Consider the following 21150-nt stretch of genomic DNA (forward strand, 5'->3'; position numbering starts at 1 on the left):
GCGCTGCATGAGAATATTGGTTCATGTCTCACCCCCGAGCCGGCAGCCCGGCAATGCCCCATGACCTGATCGACCTTTCCGCGGTTCGCGACGCCTACTTCTCGATCCACCCGGATGCGGCCGACCCCGCCCAGAAGGTGGTCTTCGGGACCTCCGGGCACCGCGGCTCCTCGCTGAACGGGTCCTTCAACGAGGACCACATTGCCGCGATTACCCAGGCCATCGTCGAGTACCGGGCCGGGCAAAAGATCACCGGGCCGGTCTTCGTGGGCAAGGACACCCACGCGCTCTCGGACCCGGCCCAGGACACCGTCCTGGAGGTTCTCGCCGGAAACGGCGTGGCGATCCTGGCCGATGCGCGCAACGGCTGGACCCCCACCCCGGCGCTCAGCCACGCGGTCCTCACCCACAATGCCGACCCTGCGGCCGCCCGCGCGGACGGCATCCTCATCACCCCGTCGCACAATCCGCCGGCCGACGGCGGCCTGAAGTACAACCCGCCGCACGGCGGCCCCGCGGACACCGACGCCACCTCCTGGATCGCCGACCGCGCCAACGAGCTGCTGGCCAACGGGCTGCGCGGCGTGAAGCGGACCTCCTTGGGCGCCGCCCGGTTGACCGGCAAGATCGGTGCCTTCGACTTCATGGCCTCCTACGTCAACGACCTGCCCTCGGTGCTGGACCTGGACGCGATCCGCAACGCGGGCGTGCGCATCGGCGCCGACCCGATGGGCGGGGCCTCGGTCGACTACTGGGCCGCGATCGCCGAAACCCACAGGATCGACCTCACCGTCGTGAACACCCAGGTCGACCCGCGCTTTGCGTTCATGTCGCTGGACACCGACGGCAAGATCCGCATGGACTGCTCCTCGGCCTCCGCCATGGCCTCACTGATTGCACAGCGCAATTCCTTCGACATCGCCACGGGCAACGACGCCGACGCCGACCGCCACGGCATCGTCACCCCGGATGCCGGGCTGATGAACCCGAACCACTTCCTGGCCGTGGCCATCGAGTACCTGTACTCCAACCGCAGCGGCTGGTCCAAGGACGCCTCGATCGGCAAGACCCTTGTGTCCTCCTCCATGATCGACCGCGTCGCCGCGGACCTCGGCCGCAAGCTGGTGGAGGTCCCGGTGGGCTTCAAGTGGTTCGTGCCGGGTCTGCTGGACGGCTCGGGCGCCTTCGGCGGCGAGGAATCCGCCGGCGCATCGTTCCTGCGCCACGACGGCACCACCTGGACCACCGACAAGGACGGCATCATCATGTCCCTGCTGGCCAGCGAAATCACGGCAACCACGGGTTCCACCCCGTCGGTGCACTACGCACGCCTGGCCGAAACCCACGGGGCGCCCAGCTACGCGCGCATCGACGCCCCGGCCACCCGCGAGCAGAAGGCAAAGCTCGGCAGCCTGTCGGCAACCGACGTCACGGCCGACGAGCTTGCCGGCGAACCCATCACGGCGCGGCTGACCGAGGCCCCGGGCAACGGGGCGAAGATCGGCGGCCTGAAGGTCACCACCGAAAACGCCTGGTTCGCGGCGCGCCCGTCGGGCACCGAGGACGTCTACAAGATCTACGCGGAGTCCTTCCTCGGCGACGAACACTTGGCCCGGGTGCAGGCCGAGGCCAAGACGATCGTTGATTCGGTGCTCGGCTAGAAACCGCTAAACGGCCGGCGGGAATCGACATGGATTCCCGCCGGCCGCCGGTTTTTTGGTGCGCCTGTTTTTGGTTGGGCTGCTTCTGGTTGGGCTAGAGCAGCCTGTCGATGATCTTGCTCTTCGCCCAGGTGTACGGCGGGTAGATCGCCTTGAGCGTGTCGACCACCGCGGTCTTGACCATGACCGGGCGCATCTGCGAGAGCCGCTCGAAGCCGTGGCGGCCGTGGTAGGAACCCATGCCGGAGGCCCCGACCCCGCCGAAGGGAAGCGACGGCACCGCAAGGTGCAGGTTCGGGGCGTTGTGCACGATCGCCCCGGCACGCACCTGGTCGCCGAAGGACGACTGCAGGCGCGGGTTCTCGCTGAACAGGTAGGCGGCCAGCGGGTTGGGGCGCGAGTTGATGAAGCGCACCGCAGCGTCGAAGCTCTCGACCTTCATGATCGGCAGGATCGGCCCGAAGATTTCCTCCTGCATGAGCGGGGAATCCGGATCGACGTTGATCATCACCGTGGGTTCGATCTTCAGCGTCGCCTCGTCGTATCCGCCGCCGATCACCACTTCCCCCTGCTCCAGGTAGGAGACGAGCCTGTTGAAGTGCGCCCGGTTGACGATCCGCCCGTAGTCGCGGCTCTCCAACGGGGACTTTCCGTAGAACCCGGTGATGGCCTTGGCCAGCTGCTTTTCCAGGGTCTCGGCCGCATTCCCGACGGCCAGCACGTAGTCGGGCGCCACGCAGGTCTGGCCCGCGTTCATGAACTTGCCGTAGGCCAGGCGACGGGCGACGGCCGCGTGGGATCCGTCCATCACCACGGCCGGGGACTTGCCGCCCAGTTCAAGGGTGACGGGCGTCAGGTGTTCGGCCGCGGCACGGGCCACGATCCGCCCGACCTTTTCCCCGCCGGTGTAGAAGATGTGGTCGAACTGCTGCTCCAGAAGGACCTTGCTGGTGCCGGCGCCGCCCTGGACCACCGCGTAGGCACGCTGGTCCAGGAACTGCGGGATCAGCTTCCCCAGCGCGATCGACGTGGCGGGGGCCAGCTCCGAGGGCTTGAGCACCGCCACGTTGCCCGCGGCGATGGCGGCAACCAGCGGGGCCAGCATGAGCTGCAGCGGGTAGTTCCAGGCGCCGATGATGAGCACCACGCCGAGCGGCTGCGGCTCGATCTTGGCCGCCGCGGGGTGCAGCGCCAGCGGGATCTTCACCGCCTTGGATTCCATCCACTCCGAAAGGTGCAGCTGGGCGTGGTCGATCTCGGCGCGCACCATGTCGATTTCGGTCAGCTTCGCCTCGACCGCGCCCTTGCCCAGGTCGTCGGCCAGCGCATCGATGAAGTCCTGCTGGTGCGCATCCAGCATGCGTTCCAGGGCCTTGAGCTGCGATGCCCTGAAGCGCCTCGGGTGCGCCAGGCGCGTGGCCACCACGTCGTGCATGGCGTCGACGATCTCGACGATCCTTGCCGGATTCTCCGCGACGACACGGGGTAGCTCAAGCTCGTTCGACGCCGCGCTCTCCAGGGGAGCCACGGGTTCGGAAGTGTAAGGAAAAATGCCCATACCCAGAGCCTACGGCGCGGCCGCCTGCTCCGACAGCCTGCCGCGCCCGGCGGGCCTGACCCGAAACGCCGGCGGAGGAAATGTAGTTGCACCGAGGGCCCGACCGTGGGGTAGGCTCGCGCTTAGTGACACGGGGTGTTGGCGCGCATGCGCACCAACTGAGATAAGACCCGTCGCACCTGATCTAGTTCGTACTAGCGGAGGGATGTTGCTAATGGAATCCATTGCGCCTTCATTTGTTGTAAGCCCCGGCGAGCTGGCCGACTGCGTGTCGGCCCTGCGCGCCTCCACCCCCCTGATCCAGTGCATCACCAACACTGTGGTCACCAATTTCACGGCCAATGTGCTGCTGGCCGCCGGCGCCTCGCCGGCCATGGCCGACCTGCCCGGGGAGGCCGGCGACTTTGCCGCGATCGCCTCCGGAACCCTCGTCAATCTGGGAACCCCCTACGCCGAACAGCGCGCCGGAGCCCTTGAGGCCGTCGCCGCCGCCAACGCCGCGGGCACGCCGTGGGTGCTGGACCCGGTGGCCGTGGGGGCCCTGCGGGTCCGCACCGAGCTGGCCTTCGAGCTGCGCGGGCTGAACCCGACCGTCATCCGCGGCAACGCCTCCGAAATCATGGTGCTGGCGGAGTCCGGCACCGGCGGCCGCGGGGTCGAGTCGACGGACTCGGTGGAATCCGCAGCCTCCCACGCCCGCTCCCTGGCCCTGCGCACCGGAGCCGTGGTCGCGGTTTCCGGTCCACGGGACCTGGTGACCGACGGCGCCCGGACCGTGCTGGTGCACGGCGGCAGCAGCCTGCTGACGCGCGTGACCGGTGGCGGCTGCGCCCTCGGTGCCATCTGTGCCGCATTCGTTGCCGTCCACGACGACGCGCTGGTCGCGACGGTCGCGGCGCACGCGTTCTACTCGGCAGCCGCCGAGCGCGCGGAACTGCTCAGCAACGGGCCCGGCTCCTTCGCGGTGAACTTCCTCGATGCGTTGGCCCTGGTCGGCCCGCAGGAACTGATGGAAAAGGCGGTGCTTTCCTGATGCGGGATCTCAGCGTTTACCTGGTTGCCGATTCGGCCTCGACCGCCGGCCGGCCGCTGGACGAAATCATTGCCGCGGCTGTCGCCGGCGGCGTCAAGACGGTCCAGCTGCGTTGCAAGGACATGCCTGCGGCCGAATTCCTGGAGGTGGTCCGCAAGTCCTCCGTGCACACAGAGGGACGGGCCGACCTGCTGGTCAACGACCGCGTCGACGTGTACCTGGCCGCCCGAGCTTCGGGTGCCAGCGTGCAGGGCGTACACATCGGCCAGTCCGACATCCCCGCCGAACTGGTCCGTGCGCTGATCGGCCCCGATGCGGTGCTGGGCCTGAGCGCCTCAAAGGACGCGCAAATCGCCGCAGCCAGCGAGCTCAACGCCCGCTTCCCCGGAACCATCGACTACCTGGGCGTCGGGGCGGTCCACGCGACCCCCACCAAGAAGGACCATCCCGAACCACTCGGCCATGCGGGCCTGGCCCGCGCGGTCGGCCAAAGCACGCTGCCGTGCGTGGCCATCGGCGGCCTCGGATTGGTCGACATCGACGGCATCGTCGACGGCGGGGCCGCCGGCATGGCCGTGGTCCGCGCCATCTGCTCGGCGGAGGACCCGCAGGCGGCCAGCGCCGAACTGCTCACAACGTGGGAAGCCGCCTGGGCAGGGGCATCCCGATGAGCGAAGACCTCACGCAAGACATCAAGAACATCCTGTCCATTGCCGGTTCCGACCCCTCCGGCGGCGCCGGCATCCAGGCCGACCTGAAGTCGATTGGCGCCTGCGGCGGCTACGGGATGGCCGTCATCAGCGCGCTCACCGCCCAAAACACGCACGGGGTGCGGGCCGTCCATGTGCCGCCGGCGCAATTCCTGGGCGAACAGCTGCTTGCCGTGTCCGACGACGTGGCCATCGACGCCATCAAGATCGGCATGCTGGCAAACGTCGGGATCATCGACACGCTCACCGACTGGCTGGCCGCAACGCGCCTGTCTGCCCCGGTTCCGGTGGTCCTTGACCCTGTCATGATCGCCACCAGCGGCGACAGGCTGCTCGACGCCGACGCCGAGGACGCCCTGCGCCGGCTCATGGAACACGCCGACGTGCTGACCCCGAACATCCCCGAGCTGGCCGTCATCGCCCGCGCGGAGGTCGCAACGACCTGGGAAGAGGTCATTTCCCAGGCTCGGCAGGTCGCCGCGACCTATTCGGTGCTGGTGCTGGCCAAAGGCGGCCACCTGGCCGGGTCCGACTGCCCCGATGCGCTCATCGACGCCGACGGGGTGCTGCACGAGGTCGTCTCCCCACGCCTTGACACCCGGAACACCCACGGCACCGGGTGTTCCTTCTCCTCGGCCCTGGCCACGCACTACGCGCGGACCGGCGACTGGGTCGAGTCGCTCATCGCGTCCAAGTGCTGGCTGACCGCCGCGATCGCCGGGGCCGACCAGCTGCGGGTCGGCAGCGGGAACGGCCCGATCAACCACCTGGGTTCGTTCTGGGCCGGCGAACCGCTGGCCACCGCCGACGACTCCATGTGGCTGTGGTGGGAAGCGATCGAATCCATCCGCGGGGGAATCGACGACCTCGCCTTCATCCGCGGGCTGAAGGACGGAACGCTGGAGCGTGCCGACTTCGAGGACTACCTGGGGCAGGACTCCCTGTACCTGCGCACCTATGCGCGGGTCATGTCCCGGGCCTCCGAGCTGGCACCGGCCACCGAGGACCAGCGGTTCTGGGCGGCGAACGCCAGCGGCTGCCTGGAGGAGGAACTCACGCTGCACCGCGGGCGGCTTCAGGAGCGTGTGCCGGAACCCAGCGGCACCACCACCGCCTACCTGAACCACCTGGTGTCGTGCTCCAACGACTACGCGGTGCTGGTGGCGGCCCTGCTTCCGTGTTTCTGGATCTACCAGGACGTCGGCTCGCGGCTGGCCGCGGCGAACCACGCCGCCCACCCGTACAACGACTGGCTGTCCACTTACTCCTCCCCCGAGTTCGACAAGTCGACGGCCCAGGCCATCGAGGTCTGCCGGACGCTCTTCGACGCGGCGGACGCGCGGACGCGCCGGGACATGTGGACGGCCTTCGAGGCTTCCAGCGCCCACGAGCTGCACTTCTTCGCGCAGACGGCCGCCGACCGCCAGGGTGCCGATCGCTGAACCGGTGGGTAAAATGCCAAACGGGTTTCCCGTCGTTTCGTTCTTCGTGTTACCCGTTTGGCACCACCCATCTTGAACTCTCGCGCCCGGAAGGCACCCATGAGCAACCGATTCGGCATTGGCTGGAAACTGCACGGCAACGGCAAGACCATCACCCCGGGCACCGCGGTGGCGCCCGACGAGCGTCTGGCCTGGCCGCAGACCATCGGGGTGGGCGTCCAGCACGTCATGGCCATGTTCGGCGCCACGGTGCTCGTGCCGACGATCACCGGCTTCCCGGTCACCACCACGCTGCTGTTCACGGGCCTGGGCACCCTGCTGTTCCTGCTCATCACCGCGGGCCGGGTGCCCAGCTACCTGGGTTCCTCCTTCGCGTTCATTGCGCCCGTCACCGGGGCGATGGCCACGCGCGGGATGGGCGGGGCACTCGGCGGGATCGTGATGGCCGGCGCCTGCCTGTTCATCGTGGGGCTCATCGTGCAGAAGGCCGGCACCGGCTGGATCCACGCGTTGATGCCGCCGGTGGTCATGGGCACCATCGTCGCGCTGATCGGGCTGAACCTGGCCACCACCACCACCGAGAAGATCACAGAAGTCCCGCTGACCACCTTTGCCACGGTGCTTGCGATCGTCGTGTCCACGGTGTTCTTCCGCGGCATGCTCGGGCGCCTGTCCATCCTGCTGGGCATCATCGTCGGCTACCTGGTGGCCTGGGCGCAGGGGCAGGTCGACTTCTCGAAGATCGGCGACGCCCCCTGGATCGGGCTGCCGCACTTCTCCACACCCACCTTCCACCTGGACACCCTCACATTGTTCCTGCCCGTGGTGTTCGTGCTGATCGCCGAGAACGTCGGCCACGTGAAGACCGTGGCGCTGATGACCGGCAAGGAACTTGACGACGTGAACGGCCGCGCACTGATGGCCGACGGCGCCGCGACAGTGATCGCCGGCTTCGGCGGCGGCTCCGGCACCACCACCTACGCGGAGAACATCGGCGTCATGGCCTCCTCGCGCGTCTACTCGACGGCCGCCTACTGGATTGCCGGCATGGTCGCCATCGCCCTGGCGTTCCTGCCGAAGTTCGGCGTGCTGATCAACACCATCCCCGCCGGCGTGGCCGGCGGCGCCGGCATCGTGCTCTACGGCATGATCGCGATCGTCGGCGCCCGGCTCTGGGTGCAGAACAAGGTCGACTTCTCCAACCCGATCAACCTGATGACGGCCGGCACCGGCCTGATCATCGCGATCGCGCTCTTCGGCACCAACGTGCTCTCGATCGGCACCATGTCCTTCGGCGGCATCGCGCTGGGCACCGCGGCCACCCTGGTGGTCTTCCACCTGATGCGCGCCATCGCCCGTGCCCGCGGCACGGAGCCGACCGACACCGAGGAAATCGGCGGCGCCACCCACTCGAAGATCGGCTGACGACGCAAAGGCGCGAAGCCCGGCAAAAGGTCCAGTTGGATCCTTTGCCGGGCTCCATGCGTTTTGCAGTTCAGTTGACCACGATCGGCGGCTCTGCCTGGAGTTCCTCTTCGACCGTCAGCTTCTTGATGCTGGAGGTCAGCGGCGATCCATCCTCCCGCTGCATGGCGAACACCGCGTCAATGGTGGGCGCGCCATCCAGCAATGGTCCCTGGCCCTGCAGCGGGATGTCCAGGCGCGGGGTTTCCCGCGCCAGGGCGTACTCCGTGCCGCGCACGAAGAACGTCACGGGCAACTCGCTGTCGTTCGATTCGGCGGTGAGTTCCGCCGTGAAGACATCCGGTTCCACCCGGAAACGGACCCGGTTTTCGCTCCACCGCAGGGAAAACTCCAAGGCATTCCAGCCGATCGGCAGCCGGGGGTCGAACCTCAGCTCCCCCGTGTCGTCGCGCAGGCCGGCGAATCCATGGACCAGGGCGGCCCAGACACCGCCGGTGGAAGCCACGTGGACCCCGTCCGCGGTGTTCCCGTGCAGATTTTTCAGGTCCACGTTCAGGGCATGCTCAAAGTACTCGTAGGCCAGGTCCCGGTAACCGACCTCGGCGGCCAGGATTGACTGCACCGTGGCCGAAAGCGTTGAATCCCCGGTGGTCAGCGGGTCGTAGTAGTCGAAGTCCGCCCGCTTTTCCTCGTCGCTGAAATCCGAGGAGCGCAGCCACAGCGCCATCACGGTGTCGGCCTGCTTCAGCACCTGGAACCGGTAGATCACCAGCGGGTGGTAGTGCAGCAGCAGGGGGCGGTGGCTGGCAGGGGTTCCCGCCACGTTCCACACCTCGCGGTTGAGGAAGCCCGCATCCTGCGGGTGGATCCCCACCGATTCGGAGAACGGGATGTGCATGGCATCCGCGGCCCTCAGCCACTGGTCGATTTCGTCCCGGGTCAGCGAAAGTTCGCCGGTGATGCGTGCGTAGTCCGCGGGAAACTCGTCGGCCAGGTAGCCCATGAGCCGCACAGCGTAGTGCAGGTTGAAGCGGGCCATGACGTTGGTGAAGGTGTTGTCGTTGACCACCGCCGTGTACTCGTCGGGACCCGTCACTCCGTGGATGTGGAAGCTGGGCCCGTTGGAGCTGTCGCGCCAGAAACCCAGGGAGTTCCAAAGCCGTGCCGTCTCCACGACGATTTCGGCGCCGCCGTTGAGCATCAGGCCGGAGTCTCCGCTGGCCCGCACGTACCTGGCCAATGAATAAACCACGTCCGCATTGATGTGATACTGCGCCGTTCCCGCTGGATAGTAGGCGCTGGCTTCCTCGCCATTGATGGTGCGCCAGGGGAAGAGGATGCCGTGCTCGTTGAGCGTTGCTGCGCGCCGGCGCGCTGCCGGGATCATGCTCACGCGGGCCCTCAGGGCGTTGCGGGCCCATTGCGGGTTGGTATAGGTCAGGAACGGCAGCACATAGATTTCCGTGTCCCAGAAGTAGTGGCCGCTGTAGCCGTCTCCTGACACGCCCTTTGCGGAGATCCCCATGCCGTCGGCGCGGGCCGAGGCTTGCGCCAATTGGAAAAGGTTCCAGCGGATCGCTCGCTGCAGGAGCGGATCGGCGTCCACGACCACATCGGCATGGGACCAAAACTCGCTCAGGAACGCGCGTTGCTTCCAGAAGAGGTCGTCGGCTCCGCGTGGGACCAGGTGCTTCAGCGCCCGGACGCCCCGGGTGGTCATTTCCTCCGTGGTGTGGCGGCGCGAGCTATGGTAGGTGGCGAATTTGTCCATGTGCAGGGCCTGGTCCCGGTCCATGTAGACCGAGACGTTGCATTCCGCCTTGTCATCGGTGACCACGTGGGTCTTCTCGATTTCCGGTTCACCGCCGGCGACCCTGATGACGTGCTGCATCGCCGTTGCCACCGACATGTGTGAACCCTTGACGTAGTAGCTGAGGGCCTCGATCTCCCCGTCGTCGTAGGTGCCGCCCGGCTGGAGGCTTTCTTCTCCGCTATCTTCCTTTTTCCGCGGATCGAAGGCGACTTCTCCTGCGTCTGCCTCGGCCGGGGTGATCACCGGAGTTCCCGTGGCCTGCCCGATCAATGTGGACTGCACGAAGACGTGTGCCGGGGCATCGAGCAATCTGATGCTGATGCGGAACAAGGCCAGGTGCCGTTCGGAAAAGGAAACCATGCTGCGGGTTCGAACGGAGACGCGATGGCCCTCTGCCGTTCGCCACAGGGTGTCTGAGATAAGCGTTCCGTCCTTGAAGTCGAGCCGGAGGTCATCCTTCAGGATCTCAGTCCGGCCGATTTCCAGGGCTTCGTCGTTGATGTAGACGCGAACGGTTCGGGCATCCGGTGCGGCAACCATCGTCTGCCCGGTTTCCGCCAGGCCAAAGGCGGACTCTGCATGCCGGATTTTCCAGGTCTCGTGTAGTCCATTGATGAACATCCCCTTGACGCAGTCACCGATTCCCAGCGAATTTCCGCGCATGCCCAGGAAGCCGTTGCCAAGTGCGAAAACGGTTTGTTCCACAGAGGGGTCGGCTGGTCGCGGATGCTCCCGGCTGTAGGACCAGGAGTCCAGATTCCAGGCGTCCCTGGCTTTTTTGCCGACGAGCTCGCTGAGATCGCCGACGACCACATCCGCGCCGGCCTCGCGCAGCGCTTCTGCCGGTTGGTCGCGGGCAACCCCAACTACCAATCCGAAACCGCCCGCAGCACCGGCTTGGACACCGGAAATGGCATCCTCGATGATCACGCATTCGTTGACTGACCACCCGAGGTCAAGGGCGGCCGCCTTGAATGTATCCGGGGCAGGTTTTCCAGGCAGGCCCCGCCGGGATGCCTGGAGCCCGCCAATCACGACACTGAATTCATTGCGCAGGCCCGCAGCCTCCAGGACGTCTTCGGCATTCCGCGATGAAGACACGACAGCAACGTCCAGGCCTGCTTCCTGGATCTGCCGCAGGTAGTCCATCGAGCCCGGGTATGGCGCGATGCCCTGTTCGTGCAAGATGGCACGGAATACGTCGTTCTTGCGATTGCCCAGCGAGCACACCGATGCCTGCCCCGGGGCGTCGGTTTCATGGCCCCACGGCAGGTCGATGCCGCGGTCCTGCAGGACTGCGGCAACACCCTCGTAGCGCGGGCGTCCGTCCACGAGCCCGAAGTAGTCATCCTCCGTATAGGCCCGCGTCTCGCCCAACGAGGTAAAGAAATCATCGAACAACTGCTGCCAGGCTTCTCGGTGGACCTCGGCAGTGGGCGTCAAAACCCCATCCAGATCAAAGAGCACAGCCTTGAAATCACGGTGCCGATAAGGCACGGCGGGGGCGAAGGGTTCACGCATATTGAGATCATCCGTTCCGTGTCGATCGAAGCACCTCGAACGCTAGGATCACGCGATCAACAAGTCAAGGAATGACTTGGGGGTCCTCGATTCGGAGGTAGGCCAAGCCTAACCAAACGCACTGTGCGGGAAGCACAAAATGACTGTAATGGTCCTGAAAATTCGATGAATGTTTGTATACGCCATGCGTAAAACGCGCTGCCGCCCCGTGACTGGGCGGCCTCCCACCAGCCCAAACACGCGTTGATGGCCAACCTCACAGAAAAGTCGACGGTTCTCTCGATACGATGTATGGGTGGCTGAGTGGATGAAGACGTGGGCGGAAGAAGAATGGCAATCCGATGTTGAAGAATGGATTGACATGGCATGCGAGACATATGCGATCAAACGCATATCTCCTATTCAAGCGGGTATTCCATCCATTCGCTCCATGCATGTCCGGGTCCACACCGATGCCGGACAGCTTTTCTTCAAGGCGCTGGCACCCGGACAGCTCTTTGAGGCCCGGCTGACCGCGGCGGCCGCCAGCTTGGCTCCGGAACAGCTGGTGATGCCCATGGCCATTGACCCCGAGCGCGGCTGGATGCTCAGCCCGGACTACGGCGCAACCCTCGACGAGCTGGCTCCGACGCCGGAGCTTTGGGCTCGCGCGTTGGGTTCCTTGGGACGGCTGCAAAGAACTCTCGTGCCCTACGAGGAGACGTTGTTTGATGCCGGACTGCAGATCATGGATCCCCAATGGCTGCCGGAAGAATTCAACAATGCCTTGCTGTTGCATGCCTCGCTGCCGGCAGAGCACCCGCTGGGGATACCTGCCCGCGATGCCGACCACGCGTTTGAGGTCTTCGGGGAAATCGAGCAGGCCTGCCAGCTGCTGGATGCCGGACCCATTCCGCTCAGCCTCGAGCACGGATCGTTCGATCTGCGCCGGGCGTTCGTGCCCACTGATGAAACAGCGGCGCCGCGGCTGTTGAACTTGTCCGACGCCCACTGGGCGCACCCTTTTGCGTCGCTGGGCCGGGCCATCGATCGAATGTGCATTGATTTTCGGGCCGAGTCCGACGACCCGCGCATCATGCAGGCAATTGGCGCGTACCTGACCGAGTGGGCCGACTACGGAACGCCCGATGAACTATACGAGCTTGTTGCACCCGCCTTAAGGATCGCGCCACTGCACATCCACGAGACTTGGCTGAGGCTGCTGGCCGACGCGGAAACGGCCGAAATGCGGCGCTGGGCCCCGCGAGCCTTGGAACCACTGGCCGTATTGGCCATGCCAACCCTCTAGCAACTCCGGCCAATCGCCCCGGGCTTTAGTTCGCTGGGGCCTGCTGCGGCCAGTGTCCGCGCTCGCGCATGACCGTGGCCAGGATGTCCGCACGGTCGCTCATGATGCCGTCGACGCCCAGATCCAGCAACCTGTGCATGCCGATGGCATCGTTGACGACCCAGACATGGACCTGGATTCCGGCTTCGTGCGCATGGCGCACGAATGATTTAGTCACAACCGGGAATTTTCCATGGGATTCGGGGACCTGCAGTGCGGCAAAAACGCCTAGCCCCCGATGCGGCAGCCGAACCAGCTTTCCCAGCATGGTTGCCGCAGCAACCCCCAGCACCCCCGGGCTCGTGGCCACCGGACGGCTCAGGAGGCGCTGGGTGGATATGCGGCGCCGGCCAAGGAACGATGCGACCAGGACCCGGTCGTGAGCCCCGTGTCGCTCGATGACGGCAGCCAGCCGTTGCGCGCTTGGCTGGTCCTTCACGTCCACGTTGAAATGCGCCAGCGGGAACTCCAGGAGCAATTCCTCAAAGGTGGGGATGGGCTCCCCCGCCACGCGAAGTTCCCTGATCTCGGCGGCGCTGAGGTCTGCGATGTGGCCCGCCGCACCGGTCAACCGTTGCAGGGTTTCGTCGTGGAAGACCATGAGCACGCCATCGCGACTGGTGTGCACGTCGGTTTCGAGGTAGCGGAACCCTAAGTCGTAGGCGGCATGGAATGCCTTGAGCGTGTTTTCCTCGCCGTCGGGCGCAAACCCGCGGTGTGAGAATGCCAGCGGCTGGCCCTGAAGCTTTCCGCCCGGGATGTTCAACAAATACGGTGCCGAGCCGACGCGGGATGTGTTCATGAACGTGCCTTTGGTTTTGTGCTGGGCTGACGGTTCCGGCCGGAGCTAGGACACCGGGGGTTCGGGAGAGTCCAGGATGGTTTCAATGATCTGGGCCACGCCGTCGTCCTCGACGCCCGGGGCCTGGTAGCTCGCCGCGTCCAGCGCTGTCCGGTGCCCAGATGCCATTGCATAGCTGTAGCCGGCCCAGGCAAGCATTTCCTGGTCGTTGGGCATGTCTCCGAAGGCCGCGACCTCACTGGCATCGATCCCCAGTTCCTTGGCGTAGTTCGCAAGTGCCACGGATTTGTTGATCTTGACGTGGGCCATTTCCAAAAGCGAAACATTCTGCGCCGAATGGGTCACCGTGACCAGGGAGGTCAACTCGTCCGCCACGGCCGCCATGAAATCATCGGAGCTTCGCGTGCGCGACTTGGCCAGGAACTTCACCACACCCTGCTCGTGGAGCAGGGTGGACCGCAGATCGAGGCGCTCAAATCGTGAAATGAGTTCCAGCTCGTGGGGTTCGGCGAATCCCTCTTCAAGGTGCAGACCGCCCGTGGTTTCGGCGGCGAACGTTGCCGTGGGTTCGGCCTTCGTGATGATTTCGCGGGTGCGTTGAAGGACGTCGACGTCTATGGTCTGTGCCCAGAGCAGCTTCTCTTGTTCAAGGTCGTAAAGGACTGCCCCGTTTGAACAGATCACGGTTCCCAGATGCCCAAATGCCTCGCGCACCGGTTCCAGCCACCGAAAAGGGCGGCCAGTGACGAATACGATGCTGATTCCACGCTCACGGGCCCTGTGAAACGCTTCGATGGTGCGTACGGAAATGGTTCCGTCCTCGCGAATAATGGTTCCATCCAAGTCGCTGGCGATCAAACGCACACGCATGAGACGTGGAGCCCTTCCCGCTAGCGGATTTCTTCGCGGAACGGCGGATTCGCCCCTGCCCGCGAAACGGTGATGGCCGCAGCCCTTGCAGCGTAGTCGAGAATCTGTTCGAGGGTGCCCGTGTCCAACTTGTGGAGCTTCTCCCGCTGTCCGCTGCCAAGCAATCCGCGGTCCGCAAGGGCCGAGATCATCGCGGATATGAAGGAATCCCCGGCGCCCACGGTGTCGGCGACATCGACCAACGGGGCCGCCGCACGCGCCGTGCCCGAAGCCACAAGGCCCCATGGGCCGCGTGAACCATAGGTCGCCACAACCATCGCCGGACCCAGCTCCAGCCATGCCGCAGCGGTGTCTTCAACGCTGCGTTGCGGGTAGAGCCATTCCAAATCGGAATCCGAGGCCCGGACCACGTCGGCGAGGGCGACAAATCGTTCGACCTTTGCCACGGCCTCGGAATGGTCGGTGATCAGCGAGGGCCGGATGTTCGGGTCGTACGAGATTGTGGCGTGCGGACGCGCCCGTTCGATGAGCCGAAGCACCTTCTGCGCGCCGGGTTCGACCATGGTCGCCAGGGATCCGGTATGGACCACCTGGGCGTCGGCCAGCCCCGGTGTGTCCGGGGCGATCGGCGGCAGGTCCCACAGTAGGTCGAAGCTGTAGCTGGCTGCCCCGACGGGGTCTAGGATGCCGCGTGCGGTGGAGGTCGAGTGCCCGTCTTCGCCGCAGATGTGCTGCACGTTGTTGGTGCTCAGCTGCTGCTGGATCATTCTGCCGTATTCGTCTGAACCCCAACGGCCAATGAAAGTGACGGGGTGACCCAAACGCGCCAGGCCAACGGCAACGTTCAGCGGGCTGCCCCCGACGAAGGAACGTGGTGCGCTTATCCCGCCCGAAAGCACGTCGACCAAGGCTTCGCCAATGACCGTTAGCACATCCTTCTCCTTACGAATTGTTTTGAGCCTTCAATATACCGTTCAAGCGCCCTCGAACTCGGGTTCTTGTGCGACTACTCGCCACCGAGCCCGTTGGCTTCCAAAGCGCCGAGCCCCTCGACACACATTTCCCAGGCCTTGTCACCCGGGGTGATGAGACCGTAATGGTCTCCCTCGAATTCAAGGTAGTCCACGGGGCCCCCTGCGGCCATGGCCCGCCGGGCAAAGGACCTGCCAAGTTCCACGGGAACATCCTCGTCCGTGGTGCCATGCAACATCAGCAGCGGAATGCCCGGCGAAATGCGATCCGCCGGATCCGCCCACTGCCAGCGCACGGGATCTTCCTCGGGAGTGCAGCGCATCAGGAGCCTCGCGGCATGGTCGCTCAGGGCCAAGGATTCCGCCAGGGCAAGATCGAGCACCCCTGCCTGGGAAATCACGGCGTCGAGGCACCGCAGGGTTTCCGGGAGAGCGCCCGGGGCGGCAGGTGGCAGCAGGTGCCTGCCGGCCGCCCACAGCGCTAAGTGGCCGCCGGCGGAGTGTCCGATACCCACCCGTGGGCCAGGTTCAAGACCCGATGATTCGAGCGCGGATTCCAGCCCATCCAACCCCGCGGCGACATCGAGGAAGGTTTCTGGCCATCCGCCGTCGCCGCCATTGGTGCGACGGTACTCGAGGTTCCACACCACGTAGCCCCGATCGCGCAGATCACTTGCCAAGGGGCGGCCGTACTCGGCGCCGTATGCCTGTCGCCAAAAGCCGCCGTGGATGATGATCGCGATTGCGGTATGTTTCCGCGCGTCGGGCACCCATAGTTCGGCATACTGGCTTGGGTGGTCCCCGTAGTCGAAGCGTTGTGGTGTGTATGCGGATTCCACTAGCGCCCCGGGAACTCCGGGGCCCGCTTTGCAACGAATGCCGCGCGTCCCTCCACCGAATCGGCGGTCTCGAACGCCTTCATGAAGGATCGGACCTCTGCTTCGAGCCCGTCCGCAACATTCAGGCCCGCAATCTCGTTGATTGCGTCTTTTGCATTGGACACGGCGGTGGGTGCCTTGGCGGCGATTTCCTCGATCGTGTTCTTCGCTCCGGCCAGGAGCGATTCAACGTCTTCGAAGACCTGGTTGACCAGGCCGATGCGCAACGCCTCTGCGGACTTGATGCGGCGGCCGGTGTAGATCAGTTCTCGGGCCATGCCGATGCCCACCCGCTGTTGCAGCCGTACCGAACCGCCGAAGCCGGGAACCAGGCCAAGGTTCACTTCGGGCTGGCCGAAGCTTGCATTGGCCGAGGCGTAGAGGAAGTCGCAGGCCATTGCCAGTTCGCAGCCTCCGCCGAGCGCAAAGCCGTTGACTGCGGCGATGACGGGCACAGGCAACGCTTCAATGCGCAGGGTCACCTCGTGCATGCGGCGCCCGTACGCCGCGGCGCCGGCAGCATCCATGGAGTTCATTTCCAGGATGTTTGCGCCGGCCACGAACGACTTCTCACCTGCCCCTGTGATGATCACGCCGCGCACCGGCCACTGGGCATCGCGCCCGATCCCGCCCAGCACGCCCGTCAGCGCGTGCAGGTCTTCGACGACAGCTGCAGCCAGGGCGTTGAGCGACTCGGGCTGGTTGATGGTCACCAACAACGCGTTGCCGTGCTTTTCAACTAGCAGGGTCTGATAGGTTCCGAAGTCCACGTACACTCCCTTGTGATTGGTATCTCATCCCAGCGTCTCACGAGCGGTGTGAACGCAAGGATTCCGCCCCGGCGTGTTAATCGTTGTTAACCCACACCGGGGCTGGAACCGACGAATCTCCGCTAGCGCTTGCCGCCGCGGCCAGCCGGCTTTCCGCCGCGCTTCGCGCCGGGTTTCCGGCCGGTGCGGGCCGCAGATTTCTTCTTTGCTTCGGCCTTCTTGGCAGCCTTGGCTTGTTCGGATTGGGAAGACTGGCGGCGCTTGCGCGCGATCTCCGCCTCTTCCTGCTGCTTCTGAGCCACCGAAGCCTGGCGGGAGGAATTCTCGCCGCGGCCACGGACAACCCCAATGAATTCAGCGATCACCGGATCCTCAGGCTCATCCCCCACCGGAGCGACCCATGCGATGCCGATGCTGGTTGTCGGAACATCGGAAAGTTCCTTGTGGATCACGTCTTTACGGTGGTGCAAGCGGGCGACGCTGAGCGGCAGCACGAGCAGGCCGGCACCGGAGGAACATACCTCCATGGCCATTGCCGTTCCACCGATTTCTTCGGGGTAGTCGGCAAGGTCGAGGAACGGTTGGTCAGCCAGGTCGGCCAGCGAAACCGGCTCGTCGTAGAGCTCCAGGTCGTGGTCCTTGGCCGCGCACACCACTGGCTGCTCGTCGTAGAGCGGAATCACGTGGATCTTGGGAGTCTTGGGGGATTCCCCTGTCTTGAACCTGACGAAGACGGCGTCCGATTCCTGGCTACCGAGCCTCCCCAGGATGTCTTCCCCGTCATAACGGAGAGCCGTTAGAGGGTTTTGGGGATAGCGTTCGTTCCAGCGCGTCAGCCATTTGCCGGGGGTGACCCCCGGTACATAGGCGATTTTTAGTCCTACCACTACCCCAGCGTACCGGTACGCTAGGGGATATGAGTGAGAAAACCCCACAGAGCATGAAGCCGGCTACTGCCGCAAAGAAATTGGGCATCTACCTGCCCGCAGCTCCGGCCGAGTTCCAGGAGGGCTCAGTCACCCGGGCTCAATACAACGAACTGTTGTCCAATCCCCCGGCTTGGTTGGAAGAATTGCGCGCCAACGGGCCGCACCCGCGCCCTGTTGTAGCCCACAAGCTCAACGTATCCATCTCGGGACTGGCCCGCGCCGAAATCACCGAGGCGCTGACCACCGCGGAGATCGAGGCCTTGCTGGCGGATCGTCCCGAATGGTTGCAGCAGGAACGCGCGTCGCTGGCCGCGGTCCGTGCCGAAGAACAGCGTGTGCGCGACGCTGCGGCCGCCAAGGGCGACCGCAGCTAGTCACACATCATTTGAGGGAGATGTCTACTTCACGGTCTTGACGATGTAGACATCGCACGGGGCTGCGTGTGCCACCGAGGTGGCCACGGAGCCAAGTACCCGTCCCAGACCCTTCATGCCCACGTTGCCGACCACGATCAACGTGGCGTCGAGGCGTTCTGCCTCCGCAACCAGGACTTCCTGCGGCTTTCCGTGAGCTGCGGTGGCGCTGACCTTGGCGGTCGGCTCGGTAATGCGCAGGCTTGCGGCGCACTGTTCGGCAAGTTTTTCAGCCTGCTCGGCATCATCAAGGATCCAAGTATCGGTACCGATCTTGACGACCTCAGTGTTGTCGGAGGCATGCGCGGTCACCACGACCAGCTCGGCATCCATGTTGACCGCGATGCGGGCTGCACGCTCGGCCGCACGCTGTGCGGTCTCGCTGCCGTCAACGCCAACAATAATTGTTTCTGCCATGTTCTAACGCTCCTTGTATTTTTTGCCGCTTGTTGGCAGCAGGGGTGTGATGGGTAAATCTGGTTACGAGACGTTCTGCTTGAGGAAGTCCACGGCCCGGCTCCATGCCAGACGCGCTTGTTCGGGACGGTAGTTGCCCGAGGGGTTCTCGTCGTTGTGAAATGCATGCGGCGCATCGTAATAGTAGAACGTGACGTCGGCACGCGATTCTTCACGGATCTGCTGTTCCTGGGCCCGCGCCTTTTCAACTGGATAGAAGCCGTCAGCCTCGGCATAGTGGCCTTGGATCCTGGCACGAACGCCAGTGTAGCTATGCGGCACGGCCTGGCCAACACCGTAGAACGGTACGGCCGCGGCAATCTTTTCCCCTTGTTGCGCTGCCAAGGCCAAAACGAATCCCCCGCCCATGCAGAACCCGATGGCTCCAACCTTCTCGCTGGTGACAGCATCAAGCGACAGCAGGTAGTCGACGGCGCCGGCCAGCAGATCGGCACCGGTTTCCGCGGGAAGGTCGCTCATCATCTGCGCGGCTTCTGCGCCGTCGTGGGTTATCCAGCCACCCATGAGATCCGGCGCAAGCGCAACGAAGCCTTCGGCGGCCAATCGATCTGCCACGTCGCGGATATGGTCGGTCAAGCCCCACCACTCCTGGATCACGATGATTCCAGGTCCCTTGTCGCCTGCCGGCATTGCAATGTAGCCGTGGGCTATTTGGCCCTGGGAGGGAAAAGAAACGTTCTGGTGCGGTGTCTTTGACGCCATAGTCGATTGCCCCTGTCCTACTTGTACGTCTGCACGTTGAAAAGCTTGAACACAACCAGTCTATGCATCCATTGGTTCGCCCCGACCGGCAAACCGCCGAAATGCCCACTTGGGGATGGTGCGTGCCGATCGGCGCATCGGGGTATGGTGCGCCGTCGGGAGATTCGTTGGTTGGAGATCCAGGCGAGATCCACTGGTTGGGGCACAACGAAAAGATCCCCGGTTCGAAAACCGAGGATCTTTTCTCATATGTGCGCGAAGGGGGACTTGAACCCCCACGCCCTTGCGAGCACTGGCACCTGAAGCCAGCGCGTCTACCAATTCCGCCATTCGCGCATATCTCAATCTGCTTCAGCCATTGACTTCAGCAGCGAGATCAATCATATACATGAATTGCCCAGAAGCGCTAATCGAGAACGTCTTTGTGATCAGGAGCACATTCTGGCAACCTTCGTGCGGCGTTATTCGTTGCATACCAAGGGGCAATTTTGGCCACATTACATCCCACACAAAGGCAAGACCAGTAGTATCGAAGGTGGTGTAGAGCATCCATGCTCTGCACCGAGTTGCCAGAAATGGCGTAACCACGCGAATAGAACCAAGGAAGGGAGCGAAGCGATGGGTCTGATCGACAATGTTGAACGCGGACTAGAGAAGCTTGTCACTAGCGTCTTCCGCGGCACTAGCGGCTCGGAAGTGAAACCGGTTGAAATTGCATCCCGGTTGCGGAACTCCATGGATGCCAAATCGCTTACGATCTCGCAGGGGCGCACGCTGGCCCCCAACCACTTTACGGTTCGCCTGTCCGACCCGGATTTCGCAAAGGCCCGCGAATGGGGCGCACCCCTCGCCCAGGAGCTGTGCTCCATAGCCATGGAACACGCAAAGAGCCAGGGTTACACCCTTCAAGGAGCCATCGAGGTCAACTTCCGAAAGGATCTTGATCTCAGGGGCGGCATTTTGGAAATCGACGCAACCATTTCGGAACCAGGCCGACAGGAAGTCCGCCAGGCTCCGACTGCACCCCCGGCCCCGCCGGCGCCCCCTCGCGGCCCCGCCCCAATGCAGCCGGTTCTCGACATCGCAGGACAGCGCTACGCGCTGAACCACGCAAGCATCGTCCTGGGACGATCCGCCGAAACCGACATTCCCATCGACGATCCAGGTGTTTCCCGAAAGCACCTGAAAATCGAGCAGCGAGGGAACACCACGTGGGCCGTCGACCTGGGCTCCACCAATGGAAGTTTCGTCAACGGCCAGCGCGTCGTCGGCGAGACAGAACTGTTTGACGGTTCAAACATCTCCATGGGACAGACCCGCATCATCTTTAGACTCCTACCTCAAGCACAAGGAGGCCGCGCGTGAACGATCTCGTATTCACCGCCCTGCGGCTCGGGTTCCTCATTCTGCTGTGGCTCTTGATCCTCAGCATCGTGGGAGCGCTACGCCGGGATCTTGCCATTGGCGGCAAGGCCCGCACGGGCGCGCCGACAGCGCGTGAAATTCGGAAGAATCCTGCCCTGTCCCCCGCACCAGAGGCGCCGGCCAAGCAGCAGGCAACCACGCTGGTGATCCTGGAAGGTCCGCTAACCGGGCTGCAGCACCAGCTCACGGCCAGCCCCATCCTGCTGGGACGCGCCCAGGAAGCAACCATCGTCCTCGAAGACGACTACGCCTCCGGACGCCATGCACGGCTTTTCCCGCAGGGAACCCGGTGGTTCATCGAGGACTTGGGCTCCACCAATGGAACTTTCCTTGGTGATGCGCAGCTAACTCGTGCGCAGCCCGTCGAACTTGGCCAGAAGATCCGGATCGGCAAGACGGTTATGGAGCTGAGGCCGTAACCAT

19 protein-coding genes, 1 tRNA gene and 1 riboswitch are annotated in these 21150 nt (G+C 64.4%); of the genes, 9 read left to right on the forward strand and 11 right to left on the reverse strand.

Annotated features, from left to right (window positions below):
- The first annotated feature begins 23 nt into the window (after positions 1 to 23).
- The gene (gene pgm / locus ACIQLF_RS00165) at positions 24 to 1661 is read left to right on the forward strand and encodes a phosphoglucomutase (alpha-D-glucose-1,6-bisphosphate-dependent) (RefSeq protein ID WP_400293544.1); all 1638 of its coding nucleotides are present in this window, start codon (positions 24 to 26) and stop codon (positions 1659 to 1661) included.
- 94 nt (positions 1662 to 1755) lie between these two features.
- Here the strand turns inward: pgm and ACIQLF_RS00170 are convergent, their stop codons facing one another.
- On the reverse strand, positions 1756 to 3219 hold the full coding sequence (locus tag ACIQLF_RS00170; RefSeq protein ID WP_400293546.1) for an aldehyde dehydrogenase family protein: 1464 nt from the start codon (positions 3217 to 3219) through the stop codon (positions 1756 to 1758).
- Between the two features lie 121 nt (positions 3220 to 3340).
- Positions 3341 to 3442, forward strand: a riboswitch (TPP riboswitch).
- On the opposite strand from ACIQLF_RS00170, the gene thiM reads away from it, so the two are divergent.
- The 4 genes from thiM to ACIQLF_RS00190 all read left to right on the forward strand — a co-directional run bounded on the left by thiM (position 3434) and on the right by ACIQLF_RS00190 (position 7829).
- Positions 3434 to 4252, forward strand: coding sequence for a hydroxyethylthiazole kinase (gene thiM, locus ACIQLF_RS00175; protein ID WP_400293548.1), 819 nt, complete (start codon positions 3434 to 3436; stop codon positions 4250 to 4252). (Overlaps the previous riboswitch by 9 nt.)
- The gene (thiE, locus tag ACIQLF_RS00180) at positions 4252 to 4923 is read left to right on the forward strand and encodes a thiamine phosphate synthase (RefSeq protein WP_400293550.1); all 672 of its coding nucleotides are present in this window, start codon (positions 4252 to 4254) and stop codon (positions 4921 to 4923) included. Before thiM ends, thiE begins: the two co-directional genes overlap by 1 nt.
- Positions 4920 to 6404, forward strand: a complete 1485-nt coding sequence (gene thiD, locus ACIQLF_RS00185; protein WP_400293552.1) for a bifunctional hydroxymethylpyrimidine kinase/phosphomethylpyrimidine kinase — start codon at positions 4920 to 4922, stop codon at positions 6402 to 6404. The genes thiE and thiD overlap by 4 nt, the downstream gene beginning before the upstream one ends.
- 99 nt (positions 6405 to 6503) lie before the next feature.
- The gene (locus ACIQLF_RS00190) at positions 6504 to 7829 is read left to right on the forward strand and encodes a uracil-xanthine permease family protein (RefSeq protein WP_400293553.1); all 1326 of its coding nucleotides are present in this window, start codon (positions 6504 to 6506) and stop codon (positions 7827 to 7829) included.
- A 70-nt stretch (positions 7830 to 7899) separates the two neighbouring features.
- Here ACIQLF_RS00190 and ACIQLF_RS00195 read toward each other — a convergent pair whose 3' ends face one another.
- Positions 7900 to 11163, reverse strand: a complete 3264-nt coding sequence (locus tag ACIQLF_RS00195; protein ID WP_400293555.1) for an HAD-IA family hydrolase — start codon at positions 11161 to 11163, stop codon at positions 7900 to 7902.
- Positions 11164 to 11593: 430 nt separating this feature from the next.
- On the opposite strand from ACIQLF_RS00195, the gene ACIQLF_RS00200 reads away from it, so the two are divergent.
- Entirely contained in the window at positions 11594 to 12451 is an 858-nt protein-coding gene (locus ACIQLF_RS00200) for a hypothetical protein (protein ID WP_400293557.1), read from the forward strand.
- Between the two features lie 25 nt (positions 12452 to 12476).
- Here ACIQLF_RS00200 and ACIQLF_RS00205 read toward each other — a convergent pair whose 3' ends face one another.
- From ACIQLF_RS00205 to ACIQLF_RS00230, 6 genes are all read right to left on the reverse strand, one after another.
- Complete coding sequence (locus ACIQLF_RS00205; RefSeq protein WP_400293559.1) at positions 12477 to 13292, reverse strand: glycerophosphodiester phosphodiesterase; 816 nt, start codon at positions 13290 to 13292, stop codon at positions 12477 to 12479.
- A gap of 45 nt (positions 13293 to 13337) precedes the next feature.
- Positions 13338 to 14162, reverse strand: a complete 825-nt coding sequence (locus ACIQLF_RS00210; RefSeq protein ID WP_400293560.1) for an HAD family hydrolase — start codon at positions 14160 to 14162, stop codon at positions 13338 to 13340.
- A gap of 20 nt (positions 14163 to 14182) precedes the next feature.
- A complete protein-coding gene (locus tag ACIQLF_RS00215; protein WP_400293562.1) occupies positions 14183 to 15094 on the reverse strand; it encodes a carbohydrate kinase in 912 nt (303 codons plus the stop codon).
- Positions 15095 to 15168: 74 nt separating this feature from the next.
- A complete protein-coding gene (locus tag ACIQLF_RS00220; protein ID WP_400293563.1) occupies positions 15169 to 15972 on the reverse strand; it encodes an alpha/beta hydrolase family protein in 804 nt (267 codons plus the stop codon).
- Positions 15972 to 16781, reverse strand: a complete 810-nt coding sequence (locus ACIQLF_RS00225; protein WP_400293565.1) for an enoyl-CoA hydratase/isomerase family protein — start codon at positions 16779 to 16781, stop codon at positions 15972 to 15974. Before ACIQLF_RS00225 ends, ACIQLF_RS00220 begins: the two co-directional genes overlap by 1 nt.
- A gap of 122 nt (positions 16782 to 16903) precedes the next feature.
- Positions 16904 to 17668, reverse strand: a complete 765-nt coding sequence (locus ACIQLF_RS00230) for a LysR family transcriptional regulator substrate-binding protein (RefSeq protein ID WP_400293566.1) — start codon at positions 17666 to 17668, stop codon at positions 16904 to 16906.
- Positions 17669 to 17697: 29 nt separating this feature from the next.
- Between ACIQLF_RS00230 and ACIQLF_RS00235 the strand changes: the two genes are divergently transcribed.
- Positions 17698 to 18084, forward strand: coding sequence for a DUF5997 family protein (locus ACIQLF_RS00235; protein WP_400293567.1), 387 nt, complete (start codon positions 17698 to 17700; stop codon positions 18082 to 18084).
- A gap of 24 nt (positions 18085 to 18108) precedes the next feature.
- On the opposite strand, the gene ACIQLF_RS00240 is transcribed toward ACIQLF_RS00235, so the two are convergent.
- The 3 genes from ACIQLF_RS00240 to ACIQLF_RS00250 all read right to left on the reverse strand — a co-directional run bounded on the left by ACIQLF_RS00240 (position 18109) and on the right by ACIQLF_RS00250 (position 19638).
- Positions 18109 to 18540 (reverse strand): universal stress protein, encoded by a 432-nt coding sequence (locus tag ACIQLF_RS00240; RefSeq protein ID WP_400293569.1) that lies wholly within the window; start codon positions 18538 to 18540, stop codon positions 18109 to 18111.
- Positions 18541 to 18603: 63 nt separating this feature from the next.
- On the reverse strand, positions 18604 to 19302 hold the full coding sequence (locus tag ACIQLF_RS00245; protein WP_400293570.1) for a dienelactone hydrolase family protein: 699 nt from the start codon (positions 19300 to 19302) through the stop codon (positions 18604 to 18606).
- Between the two features lie 252 nt (positions 19303 to 19554).
- Positions 19555 to 19638, reverse strand: a tRNA-Leu gene (locus tag ACIQLF_RS00250).
- Between the two features lie 282 nt (positions 19639 to 19920).
- Between ACIQLF_RS00250 and ACIQLF_RS00255 the strand changes: the two genes are divergently transcribed.
- Positions 19921 to 20667 (forward strand): FhaA domain-containing protein, encoded by a 747-nt coding sequence (locus ACIQLF_RS00255; RefSeq protein ID WP_400293572.1) that lies wholly within the window; start codon positions 19921 to 19923, stop codon positions 20665 to 20667.
- Entirely contained in the window at positions 20664 to 21146 is a 483-nt protein-coding gene (locus ACIQLF_RS00260) for an FHA domain-containing protein (RefSeq protein ID WP_400293574.1), read from the forward strand. The genes ACIQLF_RS00255 and ACIQLF_RS00260 overlap by 4 nt, the downstream gene beginning before the upstream one ends.
- The last annotated feature ends 4 nt before the right edge of the window (positions 21147 to 21150 follow it).

The organism is Paeniglutamicibacter sp. NPDC091659, assembly GCF_044756805.1.
Taxonomy (GTDB): Bacteria; Actinomycetota; Actinomycetes; order Actinomycetales; family Micrococcaceae; genus Paeniglutamicibacter.